Consider the following 23,161-nt stretch of genomic DNA (forward strand, 5'->3'; position numbering starts at 1 on the left):
CACACAGCAAATGGGGGAGCGGGCTTGTGTGGGAGTCGGGCTTGCCCGCGATGCAGGCACCTCGGTGTATCAGTGATACCGAAGTGATGCTATCGCAGGCAAGCCAGCTCCCACATTTTGAACTGCGCCAAGCCGGATTACTTCTTGGGCTTGGTCTTAGCCTTGGCGCCACGCTGGCGCTGGGCTTCAAACAGGCACACGCCGGTCGCGACCGAAACGTTCAGACTGCTGACACTGCCAGCCATCGGCAAATGCACCAGGTAATCGCAGTGCTCGCGGGTCAGGCGACGCATGCCCTTACCTTCGGCGCCCATGATCAAAATGGTCGGGCCGGTGAGGTCTTGGTCATAAATGCTGACCTCAGCCTCGCCTGCCGTACCCACGATCCACAGGCCACGCTGCTGGAGTTTCTCCAGGGTGCGCGCCAGGTTGGTCACAGCCACCAGCGGAATCACTTCCGCCGCGCCGCAGGCCACTTTACGCACGACTGGCGTCAGGGTGGCCGACTTGTCTTTAGGCACAATCACTGCCAGCGCGCCGGCAGCATCCGCCGAACGCAGGCAAGCGCCGAGGTTATGCGGGTCGGTCACGCCGTCCAGCACCAGCAACAGCGGGGCACCTTCGGTACGGTCAAGCAGCTCGTCGAGCATGGCTTCGCCCCAGACCTGGCTCGGACTGACGTCTGCAACCACGCCTTGGTGAACACCCTCAACCCACACGTCCATTTCACGACGCTCAGCCTGACCGATAGCCACCTTGTTTTGGGTGGCCAGCTCGACCAGCGCTTGCACGCGTGGCTCGCTGCGACCTTCTGCCAGCCACACTTGCTTGACGCGCTTAGGGTGGTGACGCAGCAGTGCTTCTACGGCGTGCACGCCGTAGATTTTTTCCAGACTCATGACTTGGCCTTAGGTTTGCGCGATCCACCGCTTTTCGCGGGGGCCGAACCCGCTTTGGGCGGGCCTTTACGGTGTTTACTTGGCTTGCTCGACGGATTTTCGTCCCCGCGAGACTTTCCCCCAGACGCCGCTTTACCACCGCTTTTGGCTTCGTTGAGCAACTGCTGCTTCAACTCGCGGCTCTTGCGCAATTCGGCGTTTTTCGCCGCTGCGTCGCTTGGGCGGTAGGCCTCAGGAGCCTTTTCCTTGCTAGACGAGCGACGACCCGCCTTGGCTGACGCAGGCTCGGCGGCTACCGCTTTCGCGGAAGTGCCTCTGCCCTTGCTGGCTGGCGCAGCAGGCTCGCTGCCACGTTTTTTACGGCTGCCCGGCGCCTCGGCAGGCTTTTCGGGCATACCGAAGTCGATCTTGCGCTCGTCGAGGTCGACGCGCATGACCTGCACTTCAACCGTATCACCCAATCGGAAGCTACGACCGGTGCGCTCGCCCGCCAGGCGGTGATGCACAGGGTCAAAGTGGTAGTAGTCACCCGGCAAGGCGGTGACATGCACCAGACCCTCGACGTAGATATCGGTCAGCTCAACGAACAGACCAAAGCCAGTCACCGCAGTGATCACACCCGGGAACGACTCGCCCACGCGATCCTTCATGAACTCGCACTTGAGCCAGTTCACTACGTCACGGGTGGCTTCGTCGGCACGGCGCTCGCTCATGGAGCATTGCTCGCCCAACTGTTCCAACGCAGCTTCGTCGTACGGATAGATCCGCGCCTTCGGAATGGTCATCGCACCGGCACGCTTGACGTGCGGGGTGTTTTGCTTGGAATGGATCACGCTACGGATCGCACGGTGCGTGAGCAGGTCCGGGTAACGGCGAATGGGTGAAGTGAAGTGGGTATAGGCTTCGTAATTCAGACCGAAGTGGCCTTGGTTATCAGCGCTGTACACCGCTTGGCTCAGGGAACGCAGCATCACGGTCTGGATCACGTGGTAATCCGGACGGTCCTTGATGCTCGCGAGCAGCGCCTGGTAATCCTTCGGCGATGGGCCATCTTTGCCTTTGTGCAGGGACAGGCCCAGCTCACCGAGGAACGCACGCAACTTCTCCAGACGCTCCGGCGGCGGACCGTCGTGCACCCGGTAGAGCGCAGGGATTTCGTGCTTTTTCAGAAATTCAGCAGTGGCCACGTTGGCCGCCAGCATGCATTCCTCGATCAGCTTGTGAGCATCGTTACGCGTGGTCGGGGTGATCGCGGCGATCTTGCGCTCGGAACCGAAGACAATTCGGGTTTCCTGGGTTTCAAAATCGATCGCGCCACGTACGTGACGGGCACCCAGCAGCACCTTGTACAGTGAATAGAGCTGCTTGAGGTGCGGAACCACACCGGCGTATTCGGTACGCAGGGCCTTGGCTTCGCTGGTTTTCGGCGTTTCCAGGATAGTGCTGACCTTGTTGTAGGTCAGGCGCGCCTGGGAGTGGATCACCGCTTCATAGAACTGGTAGTCGGTCATTTCGCCGGTTTTCGAGATGGTCATCTCGCACACCATGGCCAAACGGTCGACTTTCGGGTTCAGGGAGCACAGGCCGTTGGACAGCTGCTCAGGCAGCATCGGGATCACGCGCTCAGGGAAGTACACCGAGTTGCCGCGCACCTGGGCTTCGTTGTCCAGGGCCGAACCGATCTTCACGTAGCTGGACACATCGGCAATGGCGACAAACAGCTTCCAGCCGCCGGAGAACAGGCGCAGCTTGCCAGGCTTGGCTTCGCAGTAAACCGCATCGTCGAAGTCGCGGGCATCTTCGCCGTCGATGGTGACGAACGGCAGATGACGCAGGTCGATGCGTTTTTCTTTGTCTTTTTCTTCAACTACCGGCTTGAGCTTGGCGGCTTCTTTCAGCACCGCGTCAGGCCAAACGTGAGGAATATCGTAGGTGCGCAGCGCAACGTCGATTTCCATGCCCGGCGCCATGTAGTTGCCGACCACTTCAACGATATCGCCCTGTGGCTGGAAGCGCGGGGTTGGCCAGTGGGTGATTTTCACCTCGACGAACTGACCGACCTTGGCGGCGCCATTGCGGCCCGGGGTAATCAGCACTTCCTGCTGGACCTTCGGGTTATCCGGCACAACAAAGCCGATACCGCCTTCTTCGAAGTAACGGCCGACAATGGACTCGTGGGCGCGGGACACCACTTCAACGATCACACCTTCGCGGCGACCACGACGGTCCAGGCCGGAAACGCGGGCCAGGGCACGGTCGCCATCGAACACCAGGCGCATTTGCGCCGGGCTCATGAACAGGTCGTCGCTGCCGTCGTCCGGAATCAGGAAGCCGAAACCGTCACGATGGCCGGCAATGCGGCCCAGTATCAGGTCGAGCTTATCCACAGGCGCGTAGGTGCCACGGCGGGTGTAGATCAGTTGAGCGTCGCGCTCCATGGCACGCAAACGGCGGCGCAGGGCTTCGAGCTGGTCTTCGGTGGTCAGACCGAACTCTTCAACCAGTTGCTCACGGCTAGCAGGCGAACCCCGATCGGCGAGATGCGCCAGGATCAGTTCACGGCTAGGAATAGGGTTTTCATATTTTTCCGCTTCACGAGCGGCCTCGGGATCGAGGGACTGCCAATCGGCCATTAGAGAGTTTTCACCTTGTCTATATACGGGTTAGTTTGGCATACGCGTATTGAAACGGGAAATTTCAGGCACGAACAAGCCGTTAAAAGCACTTTACAGCTTCCGAAATACAGCTTGCACGCCCGTCGGTGCTATTTTCCAGTTTTTTTTGATAGCGGGGGTTTACAGTGCAAATCCCACTCCGTATAGTGCGCGCCATCGACGACGGCAACGTTGTTGATGCTGCCCAGGTGGTGAAATTGGTAGACACGCCAGCTTCAGGTGCTGGTGATCGCAAGGTCGTGGAAGTTCGAGTCTTCTCCTGGGCACCAAATTCAGATCAAACCCGCGAAAGCGGGTTTTTTCGTTTCAGGTCTTTGATTTTTAAAGCAAAACTCGATTTATTTTTTCGAATCAGGGGTTTACAGATCAAAAACCCCGCCGTATAGTTCGCCCCATCGACAGCGGCAACGTTGCTTGATAATGCCCAGGTGGTGAAATTGGTAGACACGCCAGCTTCAGGTGCTGGTGATCGCAAGGTCGTGGAAGTTCGAGTCTTCTCCTGGGCACCAAATTCAGATCAAACCCGCGAAAGCGGGTTTTTTCGTTTCCGGGGTTTGAAAACAATCGCGTGGAAACTTCCCCAGCGATTTCCCCCTCGTCCGCACTTGAGAAGTTTTATCGTTTATCCTTGTAAGTATTTGTTGCATACAAGTGAGGAACAACCCGGATGATGATCCGCGATACCCATCTCAAGACATCCCTTCTGCGTGGCCTGACCATCACTCTGCTAGGCCTGACCCTGCTCTCCCCCACCGCCTATTCCGCCGACAAGGTCTCCCTGACCCTGTACAACGGCCAGCACAAAGAAGTCGGCGATGAACTCGCCAAGGCCTTCGAAGCCAAGACCGGCATTCACGTCAACGTGCGCAAAGGCAGCAGCAACCAGCTGGCCAGCCAGGTCGTCGAAGAGGGGGACCGCTCCCCTGCCGACGTGATCTACACCGAAGAATCGCCACCACTGAACAAACTCGGCGAACAAGGCCTGCTGGCCAAGATCGACGCCAGCACCCTCGACGTATTGCCCAAGGATTATGTCGGCGCCAATGGCGACTGGATGGGCGTGACTGCACGCACCCGCGTCGTGGCCTTTAACCCGAAACTGATTGCTGAAAAAGACCTGCCGAAATCGGTATTGGATTTCGCCGGCCCCGAGTGGCAAGGCAAGGTTGGCTTCGTGCCTACCAGTGGCGCATTCCAGGAACAGGCCGTGGCGATCATCAAGCTGCACGGTCGTGAAGCCGCCGAAGAATGGCTGACCGGCCTGCGCGCCTTCGGCAAGGTGTACAGCAATAACATGGTCGCCCTCAAAGCCGTGGAGAACGGCGAAGTGGCCACGGTGCTGGTGAACAACTACTACTGGTTCGCGCTGAAGAAAGAAAAAACCAACCTGGACTCCCAGTTGCACTACTTCACCAATGGTGATGCCGGCGGCCTGATCACCGTGTCTTCGGCTGCAGCGCTGAAATCCAGCAAGCACCCCAAGGAAGCGCAGCAACTGTTGGCATTCATGGCCAGTGAAGAAGGCCAACGCGTGATCACCAACACCTCGGCTGAGTACCCGCTGCGCAAAGGCATGGAATCCAATCGTGGCCTCAAGCCTTTCAATGAGCTGCAACCGCCGAAAGTCACCCCTGCCGACTTGGGCAACGCCGAAGAAGCCCTGGACCTGGAACGTGACGTTGGCTTGAACTGATGAACCCATCGCTATCCGCCCCTGCCACGCGCAGGGGTTTCAGCCCAAGGCGCAAGCGCCCGTCAATCTGGCTGTTGCTGCCCGTGCTGTTGCTGGTTGGCCTGAGCCTGCTGCCGTTGGCGTATGTCGGGCTCAAGGCCTGGCAGGCCGGCTGGGCGGAAGCGGTGCACCTGCTGTGGCGCCCGTACGTGTTCGGGCTGCTGCGCAACACCCTGGCGCTGATGGTCGGCGTGACGCTGGCATGCGGCGTGATCGGCCTGTCCCTGGCCTGGCTGCTGGAGCGCAGCAACCTGCCGGGGCGACGCATCTGGGGCGTGATTTTGTGCCTGCCGTTTGCGGTACCGGCATTTGTCAGCAGCTTTACCTGGGTCTCGCTGAGCGCCAACTTCGAAGGGCTCGGCGGCGCGATCCTGGTGATGAGCTTGTCGAAATACCCGCTGGTGTTTTTGCCAGTGGCGGCGACGCTGCGCAACCTTGATCCCTCGCTGGAAGAGTCGGCCCGCACCCTGGGGCTGAATCGCTGGGGCGTGTTCTTTCGCGTCACATTGCCTTTGCTGTGGCCATCGCTGCTGGCCGGAGCACTGTTGATCGCGCTGCACATGCTGGTGGAGTTCGGCGCGCTGTCGATTATCGGGCTGCAGACTTTTACCACCGCGATCTATCAACAATTCGAACTGGAATTCAGCAATGCCAACGCCGCGATGCTCTCGGCAGTGCTTCTGGTGATGTGCCTGACGCTGTTGTGGTTGGAGTTGCGCGTGCGCGGCAAGGGCCGACATGTGCGCATAGGCCAAGGCGCGGCGCGGCATGCCGAACAGGTTCGATTAGGTAAGTGGGCGCATCTGGGCCAGGCGTATTGCCTGGTACTGGCGATCATCGGCAGCGGCATACCGCTGGGGATGCTCGGTTACTGGTTGGCAGTGGGCTCTTCCGCCGCATTCCCGGTGGCCGAGATCAGTGAAGCGCTGCTGTCTTCGTTGGCACTTTCTCTCGGCGGTGCGGCGCTGTGCTTAGTATTGGCGGTGCCAGTGGGCCTGCTAGTGGTGCGTTACAAAGGCCAACTGGCAATCTGGGCCGAGCGCCTGCCGTATCTGCTGCACGCCCTGCCCGGCCTGGTGATTGCGCTGACGCTGGTGTATTTCGCCCTGCATTACGTGCCGGCGCTGTATCAAACGTCGGCCTTGTTATTGATCGCTTATGCGCTGTTGTTTTTGCCTCTAGCCCAGGCGCCGATTCGTACGGCACTGAACAAGGCCGCACCACAACTGGAAGAGGCTGCGCGTACGCTGGGGGCGTCGTCGTTCAGTGCGTTTTGCCGAGTGACGTTGCCGATTATTTTCCCGGCACTGGGTGCAGCGTTTGCGCTGGTGTTTCTGGATGCGATGAAGGAGTTGACGGCGACGTTGCTGCTCAGCCCGACAGGGTTGAATACATTGGCGACGGCGGTGTGGGCGCATACTTCGAATGTTGAGTTTGCGGCGGCGGCGCCCTATGCGGCGCTGTTGATTCTGGTGTCGGGGTTGCCGGTGTATCTGTTAACGACTCGGATGTATTTGAGCCGCTGAGACCGCTATCGCGGGCAAGCCGACTCCCACATTTGAATGGGTTCACAATTCAAAGTGTGGGAGCTGGCCTGCCTGCGATGAGGCCGGACCAGACAACCTCAGGCCCGAAACTGCCCCAGGCTCGCCTTCAACTGCGCCGCCAACCCATCCAGCACCTTGCCACTCGCGGTCGTTTCCACGACCGCCTGCGCCGCACGCTCAGCCTGGGCATGGATCACTTCAACGCGACCACGCACCGCATGCGCGCCCTGCGCCTGATGCTCAGCCGCGCGCGTCGCCAAGCCAATCGCCGCATGCACCTGCTCCACCGAGGCCTGCACCGTCTGCTGCAAGCGCACGCTATCGCGCAGCACCAGCAAACCTTCATTGGCTTGGCGTCCGGCCTTGCCGATGGTTTCCACCGCCTCACGAGCGCCTTGCTGCAACGCCACGATATGCGCCTGGATATCACCGGTGGAGCTTTGGGTTTTACTCGCCAGCGCGCGCACTTCGTCTGCCACCACGGCAAAGCCGCGACCGGTCTCACCCGCGCGGGCCGCTTCGATCGCCGCATTGAGCGCCAGCAGGTTGGTTTGCTCGGCGATGCCGTGAATCACGGTCAGCACCACCTCGATCTGCTCGCTTTGCTGGGCCAGACGCTCAATCACTTGGGAGCCTGCCTGCACCTGGCCCGCCAGCGCCTCAATCAAACTGCCGACCTCCGCCGAAGTCCGCGAGTTCTCATCCGTGGCCTGGCGAATATCCACCACCTGCTGCAACGCCGCCTGCATCGCATGGCTTTCGGCTTGTGCTTCGTCTGCCATCTGCGACAGCGCGCGCAAGCTCTCGGCCACCTCATCACGCTGCAAGCCCGCCGCTGCATCAGCACCGGCATTGCGCAAGGTCATGGCGCCGATTTCCACCCCGGTACGCTGGGCCACATCCCCCGCCTCGCGGACGATGGGCTGCAACTTATCCACAAAGCGATTGACCGCCGAGGCCATGTCGCCGATTTCATCCTTGCTGCTGATCTGCACACGCTTGGTGAGGTCGCCATCGCCCGCCGCCAGGTCATCCATGGCTGCGATCAGCAGCTTCAAACGGTTGACGACACGGCGACCCAGCACGATAGCGATCAGCAACAATACGCCAAGACCGACCAGTGCGAGGCCCATGCCGATGCGCCAGCGCAAGGTGCCAGCAGCGTCCTGAACGGCGCTGGTGGTATTGGCGGTCATCTGGGTGGCCGTGGCTTGCGCGGATTGCAAACGGGCGCCCATGGCGGCCGCGCTGTCAGCCGCCGCGCCTTTGAGGCTGTCGCCGACCAGTTGATCGCCGCTGGCAATCAGCGCGGCGAAACGCTTGTCCAATGCCTGCAGGTCGGCTTCAACCGACGCGGTCGAAACGCCCATGCGGACTTTGCCAATTTCTACCCCATTGGGGCTGATAGACGCCTCGACGTAGTACACGGAAGGGTCGGACTTGGCCGCGTCGAGCACCTTATCCAACGCGCGATCACCCGCCCCCTTAGCCAGCAGTGCCTGATTGATCGGATTCTCGCGATTCAGGTAGCGGGTCAAATGCTCACCCGCGGCGTCGTCATAAACTACAAATAGCACGTTGGGATTGCGCTGCGCACGGCGCGCGAACTCCGACAGCGTCGGTACGTCGCTGTCCCACATGGCGCGAGGCGCCACCGAGGCCAGCAGTTGCGCCATATCATTGGCGGAGTCTTGCAGGTCTTTTTCCAGGGTCGCACGCAGTTGCTTCTGCTCTTCCTGCAGGCGGGTCGAAAGCCCTGCTGTCAGACGCTGACGGGTGCTGGTAGACAAGCTATCCAGACTGGACGTGACTTCTTTACCCGCCTGCGCCAATTCGCCAGACAGTTTCTGGCTGTCGATACCCAGGCGATTGCCCAGATCAGCCTCCAGCGCCGTAACCGTGCTGCGTGTGAGAGCAACCGCTACCAGCACTTGCACCAAAAGGGCGATACCTAGGGTAACGAACACCGGCCGCAACAGACGGCTTTGTAACAATGAGAGAACGGCAGACATCGGGAATCCCTCGACCACGGGTGCCATTAATTTGATAGCACCGCGAAAGAGAGAACCGAAGCAAGGGTCGTGCCGCTAAAGCGACAGAAACGACAAAGGGCTCCCTGAGGAGCCCTTTGCTTTTTACATCAACAGCTTATTAAGCGAACGGGTGACGCAGAACGATGGTTTCGTTGCGGTCCGGACCTGTCGAAATAATGTCGATCGGTGCGCCGATCAGCTCTTCAACACGCTTGATGTAGGCACGGGCGTTAGCTGGCAGCTCTTCGAGGGTTTTGGCACCCACGGTCGATTCGGTCCAGCCCGGCACTTCTTCGTACACAGGCTGCAGGCCCACGTAGCTGTCAGCGTCAGTCGGGGCAACGTCCTTGCCCTCTGCATCTTTATAGCCGATGCAGATATTGATGGTTTCCAAGCCGTCGAGTACGTCCAGCTTGGTCAGGCAGATGCCCGAGATGCTGTTCACATCGATAGCGCGACGCAGGATAACGGCGTCGAACCAGCCACAACGACGAGCACGGCCGGTGGTTGCGCCGAACTCGTGACCTTGTTTGGCCAAGTGCGCACCGACTTCGTCGAACAGCTCAGTCGGGAATGGACCCGAACCTACACGGGTGGTGTAAGCCTTGGTGATGCCCAGGATGTAGTCCAGGAACATAGGACCAACGCCCGAGCCCGTCGCAACGCCGCCCGCGGTGGTGTTGGAACTCGTCACGTACGGGTAGGTGCCATGGTCGATGTCAAGCAGGGAGCCTTGGGCGCCTTCGAACATGATGTCCTTGCCAGCGCGACGCAGGTCGTGCAACTCAGCCGTCACGTCCAGCATCAGCGGCTTGAGCAGCTCAGCGTATTCCTTGCACTCGGCCAGGGTCTTTTCAAACTCGATGGCCGGCTCTTTGTAGTAACCCACCAGCATGAAGTTGTGGTAATCCACCAGTTCACGCAGCTTGTCTTCGAAGCGCGGCATGTTCAGCAGGTCGCCAACACGCAGGCCACGACGAGCAACCTTGTCTTCATACGCTGGGCCGATACCGCGACCGGTAGTACCGATCTTCAGCTCGCCACGGGCCTTTTCGCGGGCCTGGTCCAGCGCCACGTGGAAGGACAGGATCAGCGGGCAGGACGGGCTGATACGCAGGCGCTCGCGCACCGGTACGCCTTTCTCTTCCAGCTTGGTAATCTCGCGCAACAGTGCGTCAGGTGCAACCACCACGCCGTTGCCGATCAGGCACTGCACGCCTTCGCGCAGTACACCCGAGGGGATCAGGTGCAAGACGGTTTTTTCGCCATCGATGACCAGGGTGTGGCCAGCGTTGTGGCCACCTTGGTAGCGCACTACGGCGGCAGCATGTTCGGTCAGCAGATCAACGATCTTGCCTTTGCCCTCATCACCCCATTGGGTGCCCAGGACTACGACATTCTTACCCATAACACTTGTCCTCATTCGCGCAAACTTGGTGCCGGCGATGGCCGGCAGGAAAACTCAAGAAGCCAGTGGCGATACTTGCCAAAGCCCGTTCTGCAGAATCAATTGCCGGTCGCAGTCCGCTTCACGGGCGGCGGCCAATGGCTGACCAGGCAAGGCCTGGACAACACGCTGACCCTCACTGCGCAACTGGCAAACCTGCTGCCAGAGTGCTGCGTCCGTACTGTCGGGCATCCAGATGCCACCAGACGGCAGCTCGACCTCAGCACGCCCCAGGGTCACCAGGGTTTTCAAATCGGTGGAAAAACCGGTGGCCGGACGCGCACGACCGAAATCGGCGCCGATATCGTCATAACGACCGCCTTGGGCGATAGCTTGGCCAACACCCGGTACAAATACCGCGAACACCACACCGGTGTGGTAGTGGTAGCCGCGCAACTCACCCAGGTCAAAATACAGCGGCAACTGCGGGAAGCGCGCCGACAGTTGCTCGGCAATGGCCAGCACGTCATCCAGTGCAGCCAGTACCGGCGCCGGCGCATTGGCCAGGCGCTCACGCGCAGCTACCAGCACTTCACGGCCACCACACAGGTTCACCAGCGCACGCAGCATGTCGGCCAGATCGGCAGGCACGCCAGCGGTCAGGGCAATCACTTCATCGATGGCCTTGCGTTGCAGGGCATCGAACAACTGTTGTTCCACTTCACCGGACAAACCGGCCGCACGGGCCAGGCCACGGTAGATACCCACGTGGCCCAGGTCCATGTGGACATCCGGTACGTCAGCCAGTTGCAGCATGGCCAGCATCAAGCTGATCACCTCAACGTCGCTGCTCGGGCTGGCATCACCGTACAACTCGGCACCCAATTGGATCGGGCTGCGCGAAGACGACAGTGCACGCGGTTGCGCATGCAGCACGCTGCCGGCGTAGCACAGGCGGCTCGGGCCTTCGCGGCGCAGGGTGTGCGCATCGATGCGCGCCACTTGCGGCGTGATGTCGGCACGAAAGCCCATTTGCCGGCCCGATTGCGGGTCGATGACTTTGAAGGTGCGCAGATCCAGGTCCTGGCCCGCGCCGGTCAGCAGGGATTCCAGGTACTCGATATGGGGGGTCACGACAAACTCGTAACCCCAGCTCTGGAACAGATCCAACACCTGGCGGCGCGCTACTTCAATGCGCGCAGCCTCCGGTGGCAGTACTTCTTCGATGCCATCTGGCAGCAGCCAGCGGTCTACCGTTGCCATTACGCCATTCCCCTATGATCCGGGCGGCCAGCCGTCAGCCGAGCCTTGAGTAGAGCAGAAAATACCCGCCCCCTTGCATAAACCACGCGCAAGAACGACGTGACGAACGACCTATCACCGGCCTCGTCGGGCACTTTCCTCGAAAAACCTGTCACGCCTGCCGAATCAAACATGCAGACGCAAAAAAGCCGGGAATTTCCCGGCTGCCGCATCATACACCCGTTTTCTGAAAGGATCACCCCGCCAGGCGTTTTAGCCGCCCGACGGGAGTGACACCTACAGAATCACAGGCTGGTTACTTGGACTTTTCCAGGTAGCGGAAGAAGTCGCTGCTTGGGTCCAGCACCATGACGTCGGTTTTGTTCGCGAAGCTTTCACGGTAGGCACGCAGGCTACGGTAGAACGCGTAGAACTCCTGATCCTGGCCGTAAGCCTTGGCGTAGATCGCCGCCGCTTGAGCATCGCCATCACCGCGGGCCTCTTCAGACTCACGGTAAGCTTCAGCCAACAGTACGCGGCGCTGACGATCAGCATCCGCACGGATACCTTCCGCCAGCTCGTTACCCTTGGCGCGGTGCTCACGCGCTTCACGCTCACGCTCGGTGCTCATACGCTCGAACACGCTGCGGTTCACTTCTTTTGGCAGATCAATGGCCTTGACCCGAACATCAACCACTTCGATGCCGAGCTCTTTTTCCGCCATCGTGTTCAACGAACGCGTGATGTCCGCCATCAGCGCGTCACGCTCACCGGATACCACCTCGTGCAGCGTGCGTTTACCAAACTGGTCACGCAGGCCCGACTCCAGACGGCGCGACAAACGCTCGTCCGCAATCTGCTTGAGGCCGGAGGTCGCGGTGTAGAAGCGTTCGGCATCCTTGACGCGCCACTTGGCGTAGGCGTCAACCATCACGGCTTTCTTTTCCAGGGTCAGGAAGCGCTGTGTCGGTGCATCCAGCGTCATCAGGCGGGCGTCGAACTTACGCACCTGGTTGACGTAGGGGACTTTCACATGCAAGCCCGGCTGGACATCCGCCTGGACCACGCGACCGAATTGCAGCAGCACCGCACGCTCGGTCTGAGCCACGATGTAGAAGCAGTTCCAGGCAGCGATGACCACGACGACGCCCACAATCAGGGCGGTCAGCGATTTATTGCTCATCAACGACTCTCCCTGGTACGTGTTTGCTGTTGCAGCAAGTCAGCGGCCGCACGGGCGCTCGCTTCATTGGCAGCAGCATTGGAACCGGTGGACGGTGTGCTGGTGCTGCTACGACCACCTTCGATCATCTTGTCCAGCGGCAGGTACAGCAGGTTGTTCTGCCCACCTTTGCTGCCGGTCACGAGAACCTTGCTGGTGTTGCTGAAGACTTCCTGCATGGTGTCCAGGTACAGACGCTCACGGGTAACTTCCGGCGCCTTGCGGTACTCGGCGACCAACTTGGTAAAGCGATCCGCCTCACCCTTGGCACGGGAGACCACTTCGTCGCGGTAACCATTGGCATCCTCAAGGATACGCTGGGCCTGACCACGGGCTTCCGGCACGACGCCGTTGGCGTAGGTTTCAGCCTGGTTGCGCGAACGCTGCTCATCTTCACGAGCGCGGATCACGTCATCGAAGGCTTCCTGCACTTCACGCGGTGCAGCTGCGCTCTGTACGTTCACCTGGGTGACAGTGATGCCGGTGCGATAGGTATCGAGGAACCGTTGCAGGCGCTCCTTGATTTCGCTGGCCATCAATTCACGACCTTCGGTCAGCACCTGGTCCATCGCGGTAGAACCGACGACGTGGCGCAGGGCACTTTCAGTGGCGTGTTGCAGGCTGATTTCCGGCTGGTCGACGTTCAGCACGAAGTCCTGCAGGTTGCTGATCTTGTACTGCACGGTCAGCGGCACTTCGACGATGTTCTCGTCTTCGGTCAGCATCTGGCCCTGCTTGGTGTAGGCACGCTCACGCGTGACGTTCTCCATGTACTTTTTATCGATCGGCGGGAAGTAGATGTTCAGGCCCGGGCCGACGGTTTCGTAGTACTTGCCGAAGCGCAGCACCACGGCTTGCTCCTGCTCGTCCACCACGTAAACGGCGCTGTACAGCCATACGGCCGCCAGCACGACAAGACCCAGGCCCAGCAGGCCATAGCCACCGCCCTTGCTTGTGCGACCGCCGTCGTCACCACCACGTTTTTTCCCACCACCGAACAACCCATTCAGGCTTTCCTGCAGCTTTCGGAAGGCCTCGTCGAGATCTGGTGGCCCCTTGCGGTCGCCATTATTGCGGCGTTTACCACCCCAAGGATCCTGATTATTCGAGTTGCCACCCGGCTCATTCCAAGCCATAGCGCTCTCCATCTGATAAAGCAAAGACGCACCCACGGCGCGCCGACCAATGCTACAGAATGCCTGCCACTGCGGCACAACCGCTTTGGGAGGCTTTTATTGCAAAGTGTGTTGTTCGAGGAACTCTGCCGGTACAACACCTTCACGGCTGACCAGCCGATTCAGCTCCGAGCGCGGCAATCGAACGGCCAGCAAGCTGACACCCTCTTCGTCGTGTTCTTCTTTCTGTACCGCGCCCAATTCGAAAAACTGTGCACGCAGTCGAGCAAAACGCTGCGGCAAGCGCAAGGTGCCAACGAACAAATCGCCGCCGAGCAATTCGGCAATGGCTTGTTCAAGCAACTCAAGACCACTGCCATCACGCGCCGACAGCCAGACCCGCTGGGGCTTGCCGTCCTCGTCGCGCTGGATTTGTGGATCAACGCCTTCAAGCAAATCGAGTTTGTTATAGACCTCAAGGATCGGCAAGTCCTGGGCACCAATCTCGCCCAGCACCAGCATCACCTGTTCAATCTGCAACATGCGATCCGGTTCAGCCGCATCGATCACGTGCAACAGCAGGTCGGAATTGCTCGACTCTTCGAGCGTAGACCGAAATGCTTCAACCAGCTTGTGCGGCAGGTGACGAATGAAACCCACGGTATCGGCCAGGACAATCGGCCCCAGGTCGTCCAGATCCAGACGGCGCAAGGTGGGGTCGAGGGTCGCGAACAGTTGGTCGGCCGCGTATACGTCCGATTTCGTCACGTTGTTGAAGAGTGTGGATTTGCCTGCGTTGGTATAGCCCACCAGCGACACGGTGGGGATATCCGCACGGGAACGGCCACGTCGCGATTGCTCGCGCTGGCTGCGCACCTTCTCGAGGCGACCCTTGATCTGACGCAGGCGAACCCGCAGCAGACGTCGGTCGGTTTCGAGTTGGGTCTCACCCGGGCCACGCATGCCGATACCGCCACCCTGACGCTCAAGGTGAGTCCAGCCGCGAACCAGCCGGGTGCTCATGTGGTCAAGCTGGGCCAGTTCAACCTGGAGCTTGCCTTCATGGGTACGGGCGCGCTGGGCGAAAATATCCAGAATCAGACCGGTACGGTCGATCACGCGACACTCGAAAACACGTTCGAGGTTACGTTCCTGACTGGGCGTGAGGACGTGATTGAAGATCACCAGATCGGCTTCTTCAGCGTGGACCAGGTCGCGAAGCTCCTCGACCTTGCCGCTGCCGATCAGGTATTTGGCGGTTGGCCGATGACGCGGCACGTTAAAAAACGCAACGGTCTCGGCGCCGGCCGAATTTGCCAACTCCTGAAACTCCTGCGGATCTTCGCGCGCCTCAGGGTCCTGTCCATCCAAGTGAACGAGGATTACCCGCTCACCACCACCGTGGCGCTCAAAGAACAAAGGAGACTCCTATCAGGCGTTACCTGGCTCAGCGTCAACTGCATCTTCACCTGCTGCGCTAGGCAGACGGATTGGACGAACAGGGACGACTGTCGAGATAGCGTGCTTGTAGACCATCTGGCTGACGGTGTTTTTCAGCAGGATCACGAACTGGTCGAACGACTCGATCGTGCCTTGCAGCTTGATACCGTTGACCAGATAGATAGAAACCCCCACTTTCTCTTTACGTAAAGTATTCAAGTAAGGGTCTTGTAGCGAATGCCCTTTTGACATGTGCCGCACTCCTTTAAGGATCAATAATAAAAAATCGGAAAATAGATAGCTTATGGCCGTCACACCCCCAAGGATAGACGGCTATTGCAAGGACTCAGCTCAATATGGAGACCGTTCCCAAGTATTTCAAGGCGCGTGACAGATTGTCGCTGTCCAGGCTGTCCAGCCAGTGCAAGTCGCTCCAGCTGCGCAACCAGGTGAACTGGCGTTTCGCCAATTGGCGCGTGGCAATGATGCCGCGCTCCTGCATTTCGGCTGACGTCAGCTTGCCATCCAGATGATCCCAGACTTGGCGATAGCCTACAGCACGTATCGAAGGCAACCCTGGATGCAGGTCACCTCTGGAACGCAGTGCTACGACCTCGTCGACAAACCCCTGTTCCAACATAATTGTGAATCTTTGTGCAATTCGATCATGCAGCACCTGGCGATTTGCCGGAGCGATGGCCAGATTCGCCACAGTATAGGGTAATTGTGGCTGTCCAGATGCGCCTGCGTCAGCACTTTGCGCACTTTGTTTCAGCCGATGTTCAGTCATGGTCTGGCCGCTGACACGCCAGACTTCCAGAGCCCGCGTGAGGCGCTGTGGGTCATTGGGGTGGATGCGTGCAGCAGATACCGGGTCCACAGCCGCCAACTGGTCGTGCAGGGCTTGCCAGCCAAGGCGTACAGCCTCTTCCTCAAGTTCGGCGCGCACCAGGGCGTCCGCCGGCGGCATGTCCGCCAGACCTTCCTGCAAAGCCTTGTAATAGAGCATCGTGCCGCCCACCAGCAGCGGAATATTGCCGCGCGCGGCGATTTCGGCCATGGCCGCCAGGGCGTCGGTACGGAAATCCGCCGCCGAGTAGCTTTCGGAGGGATCAATAATGTCGATCAAACGATGCGGGTACTCAGCCAACAGCGCTTTGGATGGCTTCGCGGTGCCAATGTCCATGTCCCGGTAAACCAGGGCAGAATCGACACTGATCAGCTCGCACGGCAGCACCTTGGTCAGCTCGATGGCCAGGTCGGTCTTGCCGGCGGCCGTTGGGCCCATCAGGAAGATCGCGGGGGGCAAGGCGCTCATCAACGGCCGCGCAAGAATAGTTTGTCCAGATCGTCCAGGCCCATTTGGGTCCAGGTCGGTCGGCCATGGTTGCATTGGCCGCTGCGCTCGGTGTTTTCCATGTCGCGCAGCAGGCCGTTCATTTCCGGAAGGGCCAGGCGGCGGTTGGCGCGGATGGCACCGTGGCAGGCCATGGTGCCGAGCAGTTCGTTGATATGCGCCTGGATGCGGTCGCTGGTGCCGTATTCCATCAGGTCCGCCAGTACGTCGGCGACCAAACGGTTGGCCTCAGCCTGCTTGAGCAACGCGGGAATCTGGCGGATGGCCAGGGTTTCCGGCCCCAGGCGTTGCAATTCAAAGCCCAGCTTCTGGAATACAGCATGGTGCTCTTCGGCACAATCAGCCTCACGCTGGCTGACCGCCAGGGATTCCGGCACCAGCAGCGGCTGGCCGCTGAGGCCTTCGCTGGCCATGGCAATCTTGAGGCGCTCGTACATGATCCGCTCATGGGCGGCGTGCATGTCCACCAGCACGAGGCCGTGGGCGTTTTCCGCAAGAATGTAGATGCCCTTGAGCTGCGCCAACGCATAACCCAACGGCGGAATATCCCCGCCGCCCTCCGGCAAGGCCACAGCAGCGCCAGGCTCGGCACCGGGCAGCGGCGCGAAAAACTCGCGATATGCCGCCTGGGCTTCGGCCACCGGCACTGCCGACTGCGGGCGTGGCGTGTATTGGTACTGGTAACCCGCACCCGAGCCAGAACCCGGCGTGGTGTACGACGGCTGCGGCTGTGGCGATTGCAGCAGGTTTGCCGCCAGGCTCATTTCGCCCTGAGGGCCGAACTCACCCGCTTCCGGGCCGCTTGGGCGGACCATCGCCGTCACAATCGGTGCCGACAGTTGATCATCCGGGCGCACGTCACCCAAGGTGCGGTGCAAGGTGCCGTAGAGGAAGTCATGCACCATACGCCCATCACGGAAGCGCACTTCGTGTTTGGTCGGGTGCACGTTGACGTCCACCACCGATGGGTCGACCTCGAAGAACAGCACAAACGTCGGGTGCCGCCCATTGAACAGCACGTCGCGGTAAGCCTGGCGCACCGCGTGGGCCACCAGTTTGTCGCGCACGGCGCGGCCGTTCACAAAGAAGTACTGCAAGTCCGCCTGGCTGCGGGAGAAGGTCGGCAAACCGACCCAGCCCCACAGCCGCAGGCCATTACGCTCGATTTCAATCGGCAGCGCCTGCTCCAGGAAGCCCGCGCCACAAATCGCCGACACCCGGCGCGCGCGCGCGGCGTCATCATGAGCTTCATGCAGGCTGAGGATGGTCTTGCCGTTGTGGCGCAGGTGGAAAGCCACATCAAAACGGGCCAGGGCCAGGCGCTTGATGACTTCTTGCAGGTGATCGAATTCGGTTTTTTCGGCCTTGAGGAATTTGCGCCGCGCTGGGGTATTGAAGAACAGGTCGCGCACCTCTACCGATGTACCGACCGGATGGGCTGCTGGCTGAACCCGAGGCGCCATGTCGCGGCCTTCGGTTTCCACTTGCCAGGCTTGGTCGGCGTCACGGGTGCGCGAAGTCAGGGTCAGGCGCGCTACGGAGCTGATAGAGGCCAGGGCCTCGCCGCGAAAACCCAGGCTCATCACGCGCTCAAGGTCTTCCAGGTCGCGAATCTTACTGGTGGCGTGACGGGCCAGGGCCAGCGGCAGGTCATCAGAGGAGATGCCGCTGCCATCGTCACGCACGCGCAACAGCTTGACGCCGCCCTGCTCTACATCGACATCAATGCGCTTGGCACCGGAGTCGATGCTGTTTTCCAGCAGCTCCTTGATCACCGACGCCGGACGCTCAACAACCTCGCCGGCAGCGATCTGGTTAGCAAGGCGTGGGCTCAGTAGCTCAATGCGCGAGCCGCTGTTCAGGGTGGACTCACTCATTACTGTGCCGCCAATTCAGTGCCAGGGATGGTCAACACCTGGCCGACTTTCAACTCATCCGTCTTCAGATTGTTGGCGCTGCGCAAGGTAGCGGCCGACACCTGAAAACGTACTGCCAGCATGGCCAGGGTATCGCCCGGCTGCACGCGATGGTCACGCGGGCCCTGGGCGATTTTCCCCGAATCACGCAGCCAGGCAATGTAAGTGCCCGGCGGTGGATTTTGCTGGAAGAACTGGCGAATACCGGCGCTGATGGAACGCGCCAAGGCCTGCTGGTGGCTGGCACTGGCCAGCTTCGAGGCTTCGTTGGCGTTGGAGATAAACCCGGTTTCTACCAGGATCGACGGGATGTCCGGCGACTTCAACACCATGAACCCTGCTTGCTCGACACGCTGCTTGTGCAGCGAAGTGACGCGACCGATGTTGCTCAGGACCTTCTGGCCGACGTTCAGGCTGGAGGTCAGCGAGGCCGTCATCGACAGGTCGAGCAGCACCCCCGCGAGCATTTTGTCCTTGTCATCGAGGGACACGTTGCCGGCACCGCCGATCAAGTCCGAACGGTTTTCACTGTCGGCCAACCAACGCGCGGTTTCGGACGTAGCGCCGCGATCCGACAGGGCAAACACCGAAGCACCGAATGCAGCGGTCGAGGGCGCGGCGTCGGCGTGAATAGACACAAACAGGTCGGCGCCTTTCTTACGGGCGATTTCAGTTCGGCCGCGCAACGGAATGAAGTAGTCGCCGGTACGGGTCAGCTCGGCGCGGTAGCCTTTCATGCCATTGACCTGGCGCTGCAGCTCACGAGCGATGGCCAATACCACGTCTTTCTCGTGCTGGCCGCGCGAACCGGAAGCACCTGGGTCCTCACCGCCGTGGCCGGCGTCGATCACTACGATAATGTCGCGCTTGCCAGCCGGAGCCGGTGGCGGCGGTGGCAGCTTGACTTGTGGTTGCGACGGGCTCACCGGGACTGCCGGCACCGTTGCCACGCTTGGCGTTGGAGCAGGCGGCGGCGCGGCATCGGCGGCGTTGTCGAACAGGTCGACCACCAGCCGGTTGCCATATTGGGCGTTTGGCGCCAGCGAGAAGCTTTTCGGCGTTACAACCTTTTTCAGGTCGATCACCACGCGCAGGTCAGTCGGCGTGCGCTGGGCCGAGCGCATAGAGGTAATCGGGGTGTTGGCAGTGGAGACCTTCAACGGCGCGGCCAGGGTCGCGCCGTTGATGTCGATCACCAGGCGATCGGGCGACGTCAGGGTAAAGACGCTGTGCTGGACCGGGCCAGACAGGTCGAACACCAGTCGCGTGTTATCCGGCGCTCGCCACAGGCGAACGCTTTTCACCTGTGAAGCAGCCAGAGCATTGACAGTCATTGCCGCAAGCAACACCCCCACGACAGCAACCAACGCGCGAAAGCGCATACCTAACCCCACCAATTATTTGAATTCCAATGCCAAAGCCGCACACCAAGACTGGCCGCGCGCGCTCTGGGGCAACAACTTCAACTGACGTCCGTGCTCATGCGGCGTAATGGTAATGGTCAGGTCCGGCTTTGGCAAAAAGCCTGTGCCTTTATCTGGCCACTCGATCAGGCACAACGCATCTTCATCGAAGTAATCACGGACGCCCATGTACTCCAGCTCTTCGGGGTCAACCAGGCGATAGAGGTCGAAGTGGAAGGCGCGTACCGTACCGATCTCATAGGGTTCGACCAGGGTGAACGTCGGGCTCTTCACCGCCCCCGCATGGCCCAAACCGCGAATGATCCCCCGCGACAACGTGGTCTTGCCCGCCCCCAAATCACCTTCGAGGAAGATCAGCCCGGCCCCGGCCGTGACCTGGGCGATGCGCTGACCGAAGGCAACCATGGCGTCTTCATCGGCCAGGAAAAGAATTACTTCAGGCACGGCGACTGTTCCTCCAACAATTGACGAATGGCGGGTATTAGATCGCTCGCAGCCAACCCTCGTCCAAAAGTACCCTGACGATCCCCCGCCGTGGCGTGCAACCACACGGCCAGGCAGCTTGCTTCATAGGCGTGCATGCCCTGGGCCAGCAGCGCGCCCACCAGGCCGGCCAATACATCACCGAGCCCTGCCGTTGCCATCGCCGGGTGGCCCTGGTCACATCGCGAAACACGTCCGTCCGGGCTGGCGATCAAACTGCCAGCACCCTTGAGGATAGTCACCGCGCTGAATGTCTGGCTCAACGCGCGCGCCACCTTAAGGCGATCGGCCTGAACCTCGGCTGTCGAAATGCCCAACAAGCGCGCGGCCTCCCCTGGATGCGGGGTGATCACGCAGTTGGCCGGCAGGGCCACGCTGCCGTTCGCGAGTTGATTCAAGGCGTCGGCGTCCCAGACCTGCGGCTGTTTAGCGTTGGCGGCAACAGAAAGCAGGCTTTTGCCCCAGGAGGCGTCACCGAGCCCTGGCCCGATCACGATGACCGAGATCTTTTCCAGCAGGCCCATCAATTGATTCGCCGAGCTGACCCCCACGGTCATGACTTCCGGCAAACGCGCCAACGCAGCAGGCACGTGCTCCAGGCGCGTTGCCAGGGACACCATGCCGGCGCCACTGCGCAAGGCACTTTCGGCGCTCAACAGCGCAGCACCGCCAAAGCCGCGGTCACCGCCAATGACCAGCAGGTGGCCGAACTGGCCTTTATGGGCATCCGGGGAACGCGCAGCCAGTTGCGGCAAATGGCCGGGCAACAGGGTCTGTACGTCGGTTATTGCGTGTTTTGTCTGCGGCATGCGTCTTCAAGCTCCGATGTCTGGCAGAATTATACCTATCTAACCTGTGGTTTCCCGTGTCTCATGCCTGCCATTACCTCCGATCTGCCCGCCCTCGCCCAATCGATCAAAGACTGGGGCCGCGAGCTGGGCTTTCAACAAGTCGGCATCAGCGGCCTGGACCTGGCCGAGCATGAGCAGCACCTGCAACGCTGGCTCGACGCGGGCTACCACGGCGAGATGGAATACATGGGCGCCCACGGCAGCAAACGCTCCCACCCCGACGAGTTGGTGCCGGGCACATTGCGCGTCGTCTCGCTGCGCATGGATTACCTGCCAGGCGACACGCAGATGGCTCAACTGCTGGCCCAGCCGGAAAAAGCCTACATCTCGCGCTACGCCCTGGGCCGCGACTACCACAAACTGATCCGCAAGCGCGTGCAGCAATTGGCTGACCGCATCCAGGCGCAGATCGGCCCCTTCGGTTTCCGTGCCTTTGTCGACAGCGCGCCGGTGCTGGAAAAAGCCATCGCCGAGCAAGCTGGGCTGGGCTGGATCGGCAAAAACACCCTCGTGCTCAATCGCAAGGCCGGCAGCTACTTCTTCCTGAGTGAGCTGTTTGTCGACCTGCCGCTACCGGTTGACGCCCCTCACAGCACCGAACACTGCGGGCGCTGCACCGCGTGCCTGGACATCTGCCCCACCAACGCCTTTGTCGACCCCTACGTGCTGGATGCGCGGCGTTGTATTTCCTACCTGACCATCGAGCTCAAAAGCGCCATTCCTGAAGACTTGCGCCCATTGATAGGCAACCGAGTGTTCGGCTGCGATGACTGTCAGATCGTTTGCCCATGGAATCGTTTCGCCCGCGCCACCGCAGAAAGCGATTTCAAGCCACGCCACAACCTGGATAACGCAGAACTGGCCGAGCTGTTTATGTGGGACGAGGATAAATTCCTCAGCAGCACCGAAGGCTCGCCGCTACGTCGCGCCGGGTATGAGCGCTGGCTGCGCAACCTCGCGGTGGGCCTGGGCAACGCGCCGTCGAGCATTCCGGTACTGGAAGCCCTGAAGGCGCGGCGGGACTACCCGTCGGAGCTGGTGCGCGAACATGTGGAATGGGCGCTGAACCAGCACGCCACCCGCTAGTGCACGTCGTCGTTGTAGACGAACTTGGGCATTTCCCAATGGAAACGGATCGCCAGCAGGCGCAATAGAAAGCCGCTGAACAGGGTCAGGAGTATTGCCTGTTCACTGGGCAGTTCCAGATAAAGGCACAGCAGGTAAAACCAGGCGGCGAGGAACGACACGCTGGCATACAACTCGCGGCGGAAGATCAACGGAATGTCGTTGCAGAAGATGTCCCGCAGGATGCCGCCGAACACACCGGTGATCACGCCGCTGACCGAGGCGACCAGCATGCCATGGCCCATTTCCAGGGCGGTCATACAGCCGATCAGCGTGAAAGCCACCAGGCCCACGGCGTCCAGCGCCAGGAACAGCGAGCGCAGGCGGCGCATCAGCGGCGCAATAAAGATCGTCACCAGTGCTGCGATGGAGGTCAGCACCAAGTATTCCGGGTGCTTGACCCAGGTCAGCGGGTAATGCCCGAGCAGCACGTCACGCACCGAACCGCCACCCAACGCCGTCACACAAGCGATCAGCACCACGCCGAACCAATCCATGCCACGCCGTCCGGCCGACAGCGCCCCGGTCATGGCTTCGGCGGTGATGGCGATGAGGTAGAGCATCAGCAGCATGATGGCGATCCTTGCGATTTTGTAGTGAGCGGGCTTGCCCCGCGCTGGGGTGCGTAGCAGCCCCCAAAAGCCGGCGATGATATCCGTTTGTAGATGCGTGTTGGCTAAATTAGGGCTGCTTCGCAGCCCAGCGCGGGACAA

The 23,161-nt window shown here is 60.6% G+C and carries 18 protein-coding genes and 2 tRNA genes; 5 read left to right on the forward strand and 15 right to left on the reverse strand.

The window, feature by feature from the left end; genetic code table 11:
* Positions 1–137: 137 nt before the first annotated feature.
* A complete protein-coding gene (rlmB, locus tag JBO08_RS19625) occupies positions 138–899 on the reverse strand; it encodes a 23S rRNA (guanosine(2251)-2'-O)-methyltransferase RlmB (protein ID WP_065889097.1) in 762 nt (253 codons plus the stop codon).
* On the reverse strand, positions 896–3,532 hold the full coding sequence (gene rnr, locus JBO08_RS19630; protein ID WP_220074871.1) for a ribonuclease R: 2,637 nt from the start codon (positions 3,530–3,532) through the stop codon (positions 896–898). Before rnr ends, rlmB begins: the two co-directional genes overlap by 4 nt.
* A 224-nt stretch (positions 3,533–3,756) precedes the next feature.
* Here rnr and JBO08_RS19635 point away from each other — a divergent pair.
* The 4 genes from JBO08_RS19635 to JBO08_RS19650 all read left to right on the forward strand — a co-directional run bounded on the left by JBO08_RS19635 (position 3,757) and on the right by JBO08_RS19650 (position 6,832).
* Positions 3,757–3,843: transfer RNA gene (locus JBO08_RS19635), tRNA-Leu, on the forward strand.
* Positions 3,844–3,996: 153 nt separating this feature from the next.
* A tRNA-Leu gene (locus JBO08_RS19640) sits at positions 3,997–4,083 on the forward strand.
* A gap of 158 nt (positions 4,084–4,241) precedes the next feature.
* Positions 4,242–5,267, forward strand: a complete 1,026-nt coding sequence (locus tag JBO08_RS19645; protein WP_065879906.1) for an iron ABC transporter substrate-binding protein — start codon at positions 4,242–4,244, stop codon at positions 5,265–5,267.
* The gene (locus JBO08_RS19650) at positions 5,267–6,832 is read left to right on the forward strand and encodes an iron ABC transporter permease (RefSeq protein WP_065879905.1); all 1,566 of its coding nucleotides are present in this window, start codon (positions 5,267–5,269) and stop codon (positions 6,830–6,832) included. Before JBO08_RS19645 ends, JBO08_RS19650 begins: the two co-directional genes overlap by 1 nt.
* A gap of 98 nt (positions 6,833–6,930) precedes the next feature.
* On the opposite strand, the gene JBO08_RS19655 is transcribed toward JBO08_RS19650, so the two are convergent.
* From JBO08_RS19655 to JBO08_RS19710, 12 genes are all read right to left on the reverse strand, one after another.
* A complete protein-coding gene (locus tag JBO08_RS19655) occupies positions 6,931–8,865 on the reverse strand; it encodes a methyl-accepting chemotaxis protein (RefSeq protein WP_220074872.1) in 1,935 nt (644 codons plus the stop codon).
* A 139-nt stretch (positions 8,866–9,004) separates the two neighbouring features.
* Positions 9,005–10,294: an adenylosuccinate synthase gene (locus JBO08_RS19660; protein WP_010213605.1), complete on the reverse strand. Its 1,290-nt coding sequence runs from the start codon at positions 10,292–10,294 to the stop codon at positions 9,005–9,007.
* Positions 10,295–10,348: 54 nt separating this feature from the next.
* Positions 10,349–11,536 (reverse strand): ATP phosphoribosyltransferase regulatory subunit, encoded by a 1,188-nt coding sequence (locus JBO08_RS19665; protein WP_049710297.1) that lies wholly within the window; start codon positions 11,534–11,536, stop codon positions 10,349–10,351.
* Between the two features lie 295 nt (positions 11,537–11,831).
* The gene (hflC, locus tag JBO08_RS19670) at positions 11,832–12,698 is read right to left on the reverse strand and encodes a protease modulator HflC (protein WP_010213607.1); all 867 of its coding nucleotides are present in this window, start codon (positions 12,696–12,698) and stop codon (positions 11,832–11,834) included.
* Positions 12,698–13,873: an FtsH protease activity modulator HflK gene (gene hflK / locus JBO08_RS19675; RefSeq protein WP_065874360.1), complete on the reverse strand. Its 1,176-nt coding sequence runs from the start codon at positions 13,871–13,873 to the stop codon at positions 12,698–12,700. The genes hflC and hflK overlap by 1 nt, the downstream gene beginning before the upstream one ends.
* Before the next feature lie 96 nt (positions 13,874–13,969).
* Positions 13,970–15,271: a ribosome rescue GTPase HflX gene (gene hflX / locus JBO08_RS19680; protein WP_220074873.1), complete on the reverse strand. Its 1,302-nt coding sequence runs from the start codon at positions 15,269–15,271 to the stop codon at positions 13,970–13,972.
* A 12-nt stretch (positions 15,272–15,283) separates the two neighbouring features.
* Entirely contained in the window at positions 15,284–15,544 is a 261-nt protein-coding gene (hfq, locus tag JBO08_RS19685) for an RNA chaperone Hfq (RefSeq protein ID WP_049710299.1), read from the reverse strand.
* A gap of 94 nt (positions 15,545–15,638) precedes the next feature.
* On the reverse strand, positions 15,639–16,610 hold the full coding sequence (gene miaA, locus JBO08_RS19690) for a tRNA (adenosine(37)-N6)-dimethylallyltransferase MiaA (protein ID WP_220074874.1): 972 nt from the start codon (positions 16,608–16,610) through the stop codon (positions 15,639–15,641).
* Positions 16,610–18,526: a DNA mismatch repair endonuclease MutL gene (gene mutL, locus JBO08_RS19695; protein WP_065874363.1), complete on the reverse strand. Its 1,917-nt coding sequence runs from the start codon at positions 18,524–18,526 to the stop codon at positions 16,610–16,612. The genes miaA and mutL overlap by 1 nt, the downstream gene beginning before the upstream one ends.
* Complete coding sequence (locus JBO08_RS19700; RefSeq protein WP_065874364.1) at positions 18,526–19,947, reverse strand: N-acetylmuramoyl-L-alanine amidase; 1,422 nt, start codon at positions 19,945–19,947, stop codon at positions 18,526–18,528. The genes mutL and JBO08_RS19700 overlap by 1 nt, the downstream gene beginning before the upstream one ends.
* A 15-nt stretch (positions 19,948–19,962) precedes the next feature.
* Positions 19,963–20,433: a tRNA (adenosine(37)-N6)-threonylcarbamoyltransferase complex ATPase subunit type 1 TsaE gene (tsaE, locus tag JBO08_RS19705; RefSeq protein ID WP_065889099.1), complete on the reverse strand. Its 471-nt coding sequence runs from the start codon at positions 20,431–20,433 to the stop codon at positions 19,963–19,965.
* Positions 20,421–21,281, reverse strand: coding sequence for an NAD(P)H-hydrate dehydratase (locus JBO08_RS19710; RefSeq protein ID WP_065889100.1), 861 nt, complete (start codon positions 21,279–21,281; stop codon positions 20,421–20,423). The genes tsaE and JBO08_RS19710 overlap by 13 nt, the downstream gene beginning before the upstream one ends.
* Positions 21,282–21,344: 63 nt before the next feature.
* On the opposite strand from JBO08_RS19710, the gene queG reads away from it, so the two are divergent.
* Positions 21,345–22,409: a tRNA epoxyqueuosine(34) reductase QueG gene (gene queG / locus JBO08_RS19715; RefSeq protein WP_065889102.1), complete on the forward strand. Its 1,065-nt coding sequence runs from the start codon at positions 21,345–21,347 to the stop codon at positions 22,407–22,409.
* Here queG and JBO08_RS19720 read toward each other — a convergent pair.
* Positions 22,406–23,023 carry a trimeric intracellular cation channel family protein gene (locus JBO08_RS19720; RefSeq protein WP_175403002.1) on the reverse strand — a complete coding sequence of 206 codons (618 nt, stop codon included), beginning with the start codon at positions 23,021–23,023 and terminating at the stop codon, positions 22,406–22,408. The genes queG and JBO08_RS19720 overlap by 4 nt on opposite strands.
* Between the last annotated feature and the right edge of the window lie 138 nt (positions 23,024–23,161).

The organism is Pseudomonas sp. LAP_36 (assembly GCF_019456785.1).
In the GTDB taxonomy this organism is placed as follows: Bacteria; Pseudomonadota; Gammaproteobacteria; order Pseudomonadales; family Pseudomonadaceae; genus Aquipseudomonas; species Aquipseudomonas tritici.

Coding starts and splice junctions, on each gene's coding strand:
- JBO08_RS19645 (WP_065879906.1), top strand. CDS start 4,242: ATGATGATCCGCGATACCCATCTCAAGACATCCCTTCTGCGTGGCCTG.
- rlmB (WP_065889097.1), bottom strand. CDS start 899: ATGAGTCTGGAAAAAATCTACGGCGTGCACGCCGTAGAAGCACTGCTG.
- JBO08_RS19650 (WP_065879905.1), top strand. CDS start 5,267: ATGAACCCATCGCTATCCGCCCCTGCCACGCGCAGGGGTTTCAGCCCA.
- JBO08_RS19710 (WP_065889100.1), bottom strand. CDS start 21,281: ATGCCGCAGACAAAACACGCAATAACCGACGTACAGACCCTGTTGCCC.
- JBO08_RS19700 (WP_065874364.1), bottom strand. CDS start 19,947: ATGCGCTTTCGCGCGTTGGTTGCTGTCGTGGGGGTGTTGCTTGCGGCA.
- hflK (WP_065874360.1), bottom strand. CDS start 13,873: ATGGCTTGGAATGAGCCGGGTGGCAACTCGAATAATCAGGATCCTTGG.
- queG (WP_065889102.1), top strand. CDS start 21,345: ATGCCTGCCATTACCTCCGATCTGCCCGCCCTCGCCCAATCGATCAAA.
- JBO08_RS19665 (WP_049710297.1), bottom strand. CDS start 11,536: ATGGCAACGGTAGACCGCTGGCTGCTGCCAGATGGCATCGAAGAAGTA.
- hflC (WP_010213607.1), bottom strand. CDS start 12,698: ATGAGCAATAAATCGCTGACCGCCCTGATTGTGGGCGTCGTCGTGGTC.
- JBO08_RS19655 (WP_220074872.1), bottom strand. CDS start 8,865: ATGTCTGCCGTTCTCTCATTGTTACAAAGCCGTCTGTTGCGGCCGGTG.
- hfq (WP_049710299.1), bottom strand. CDS start 15,544: ATGTCAAAAGGGCATTCGCTACAAGACCCTTACTTGAATACTTTACGT.
- miaA (WP_220074874.1), bottom strand. CDS start 16,610: ATGAGCGCCTTGCCCCCCGCGATCTTCCTGATGGGCCCAACGGCCGCC.
- rnr (WP_220074871.1), bottom strand. CDS start 3,532: ATGGCCGATTGGCAGTCCCTCGATCCCGAGGCCGCTCGTGAAGCGGAA.
- JBO08_RS19660 (WP_010213605.1), bottom strand. CDS start 10,294: ATGGGTAAGAATGTCGTAGTCCTGGGCACCCAATGGGGTGATGAGGGC.
- mutL (WP_065874363.1), bottom strand. CDS start 18,526: ATGAGTGAGTCCACCCTGAACAGCGGCTCGCGCATTGAGCTACTGAGC.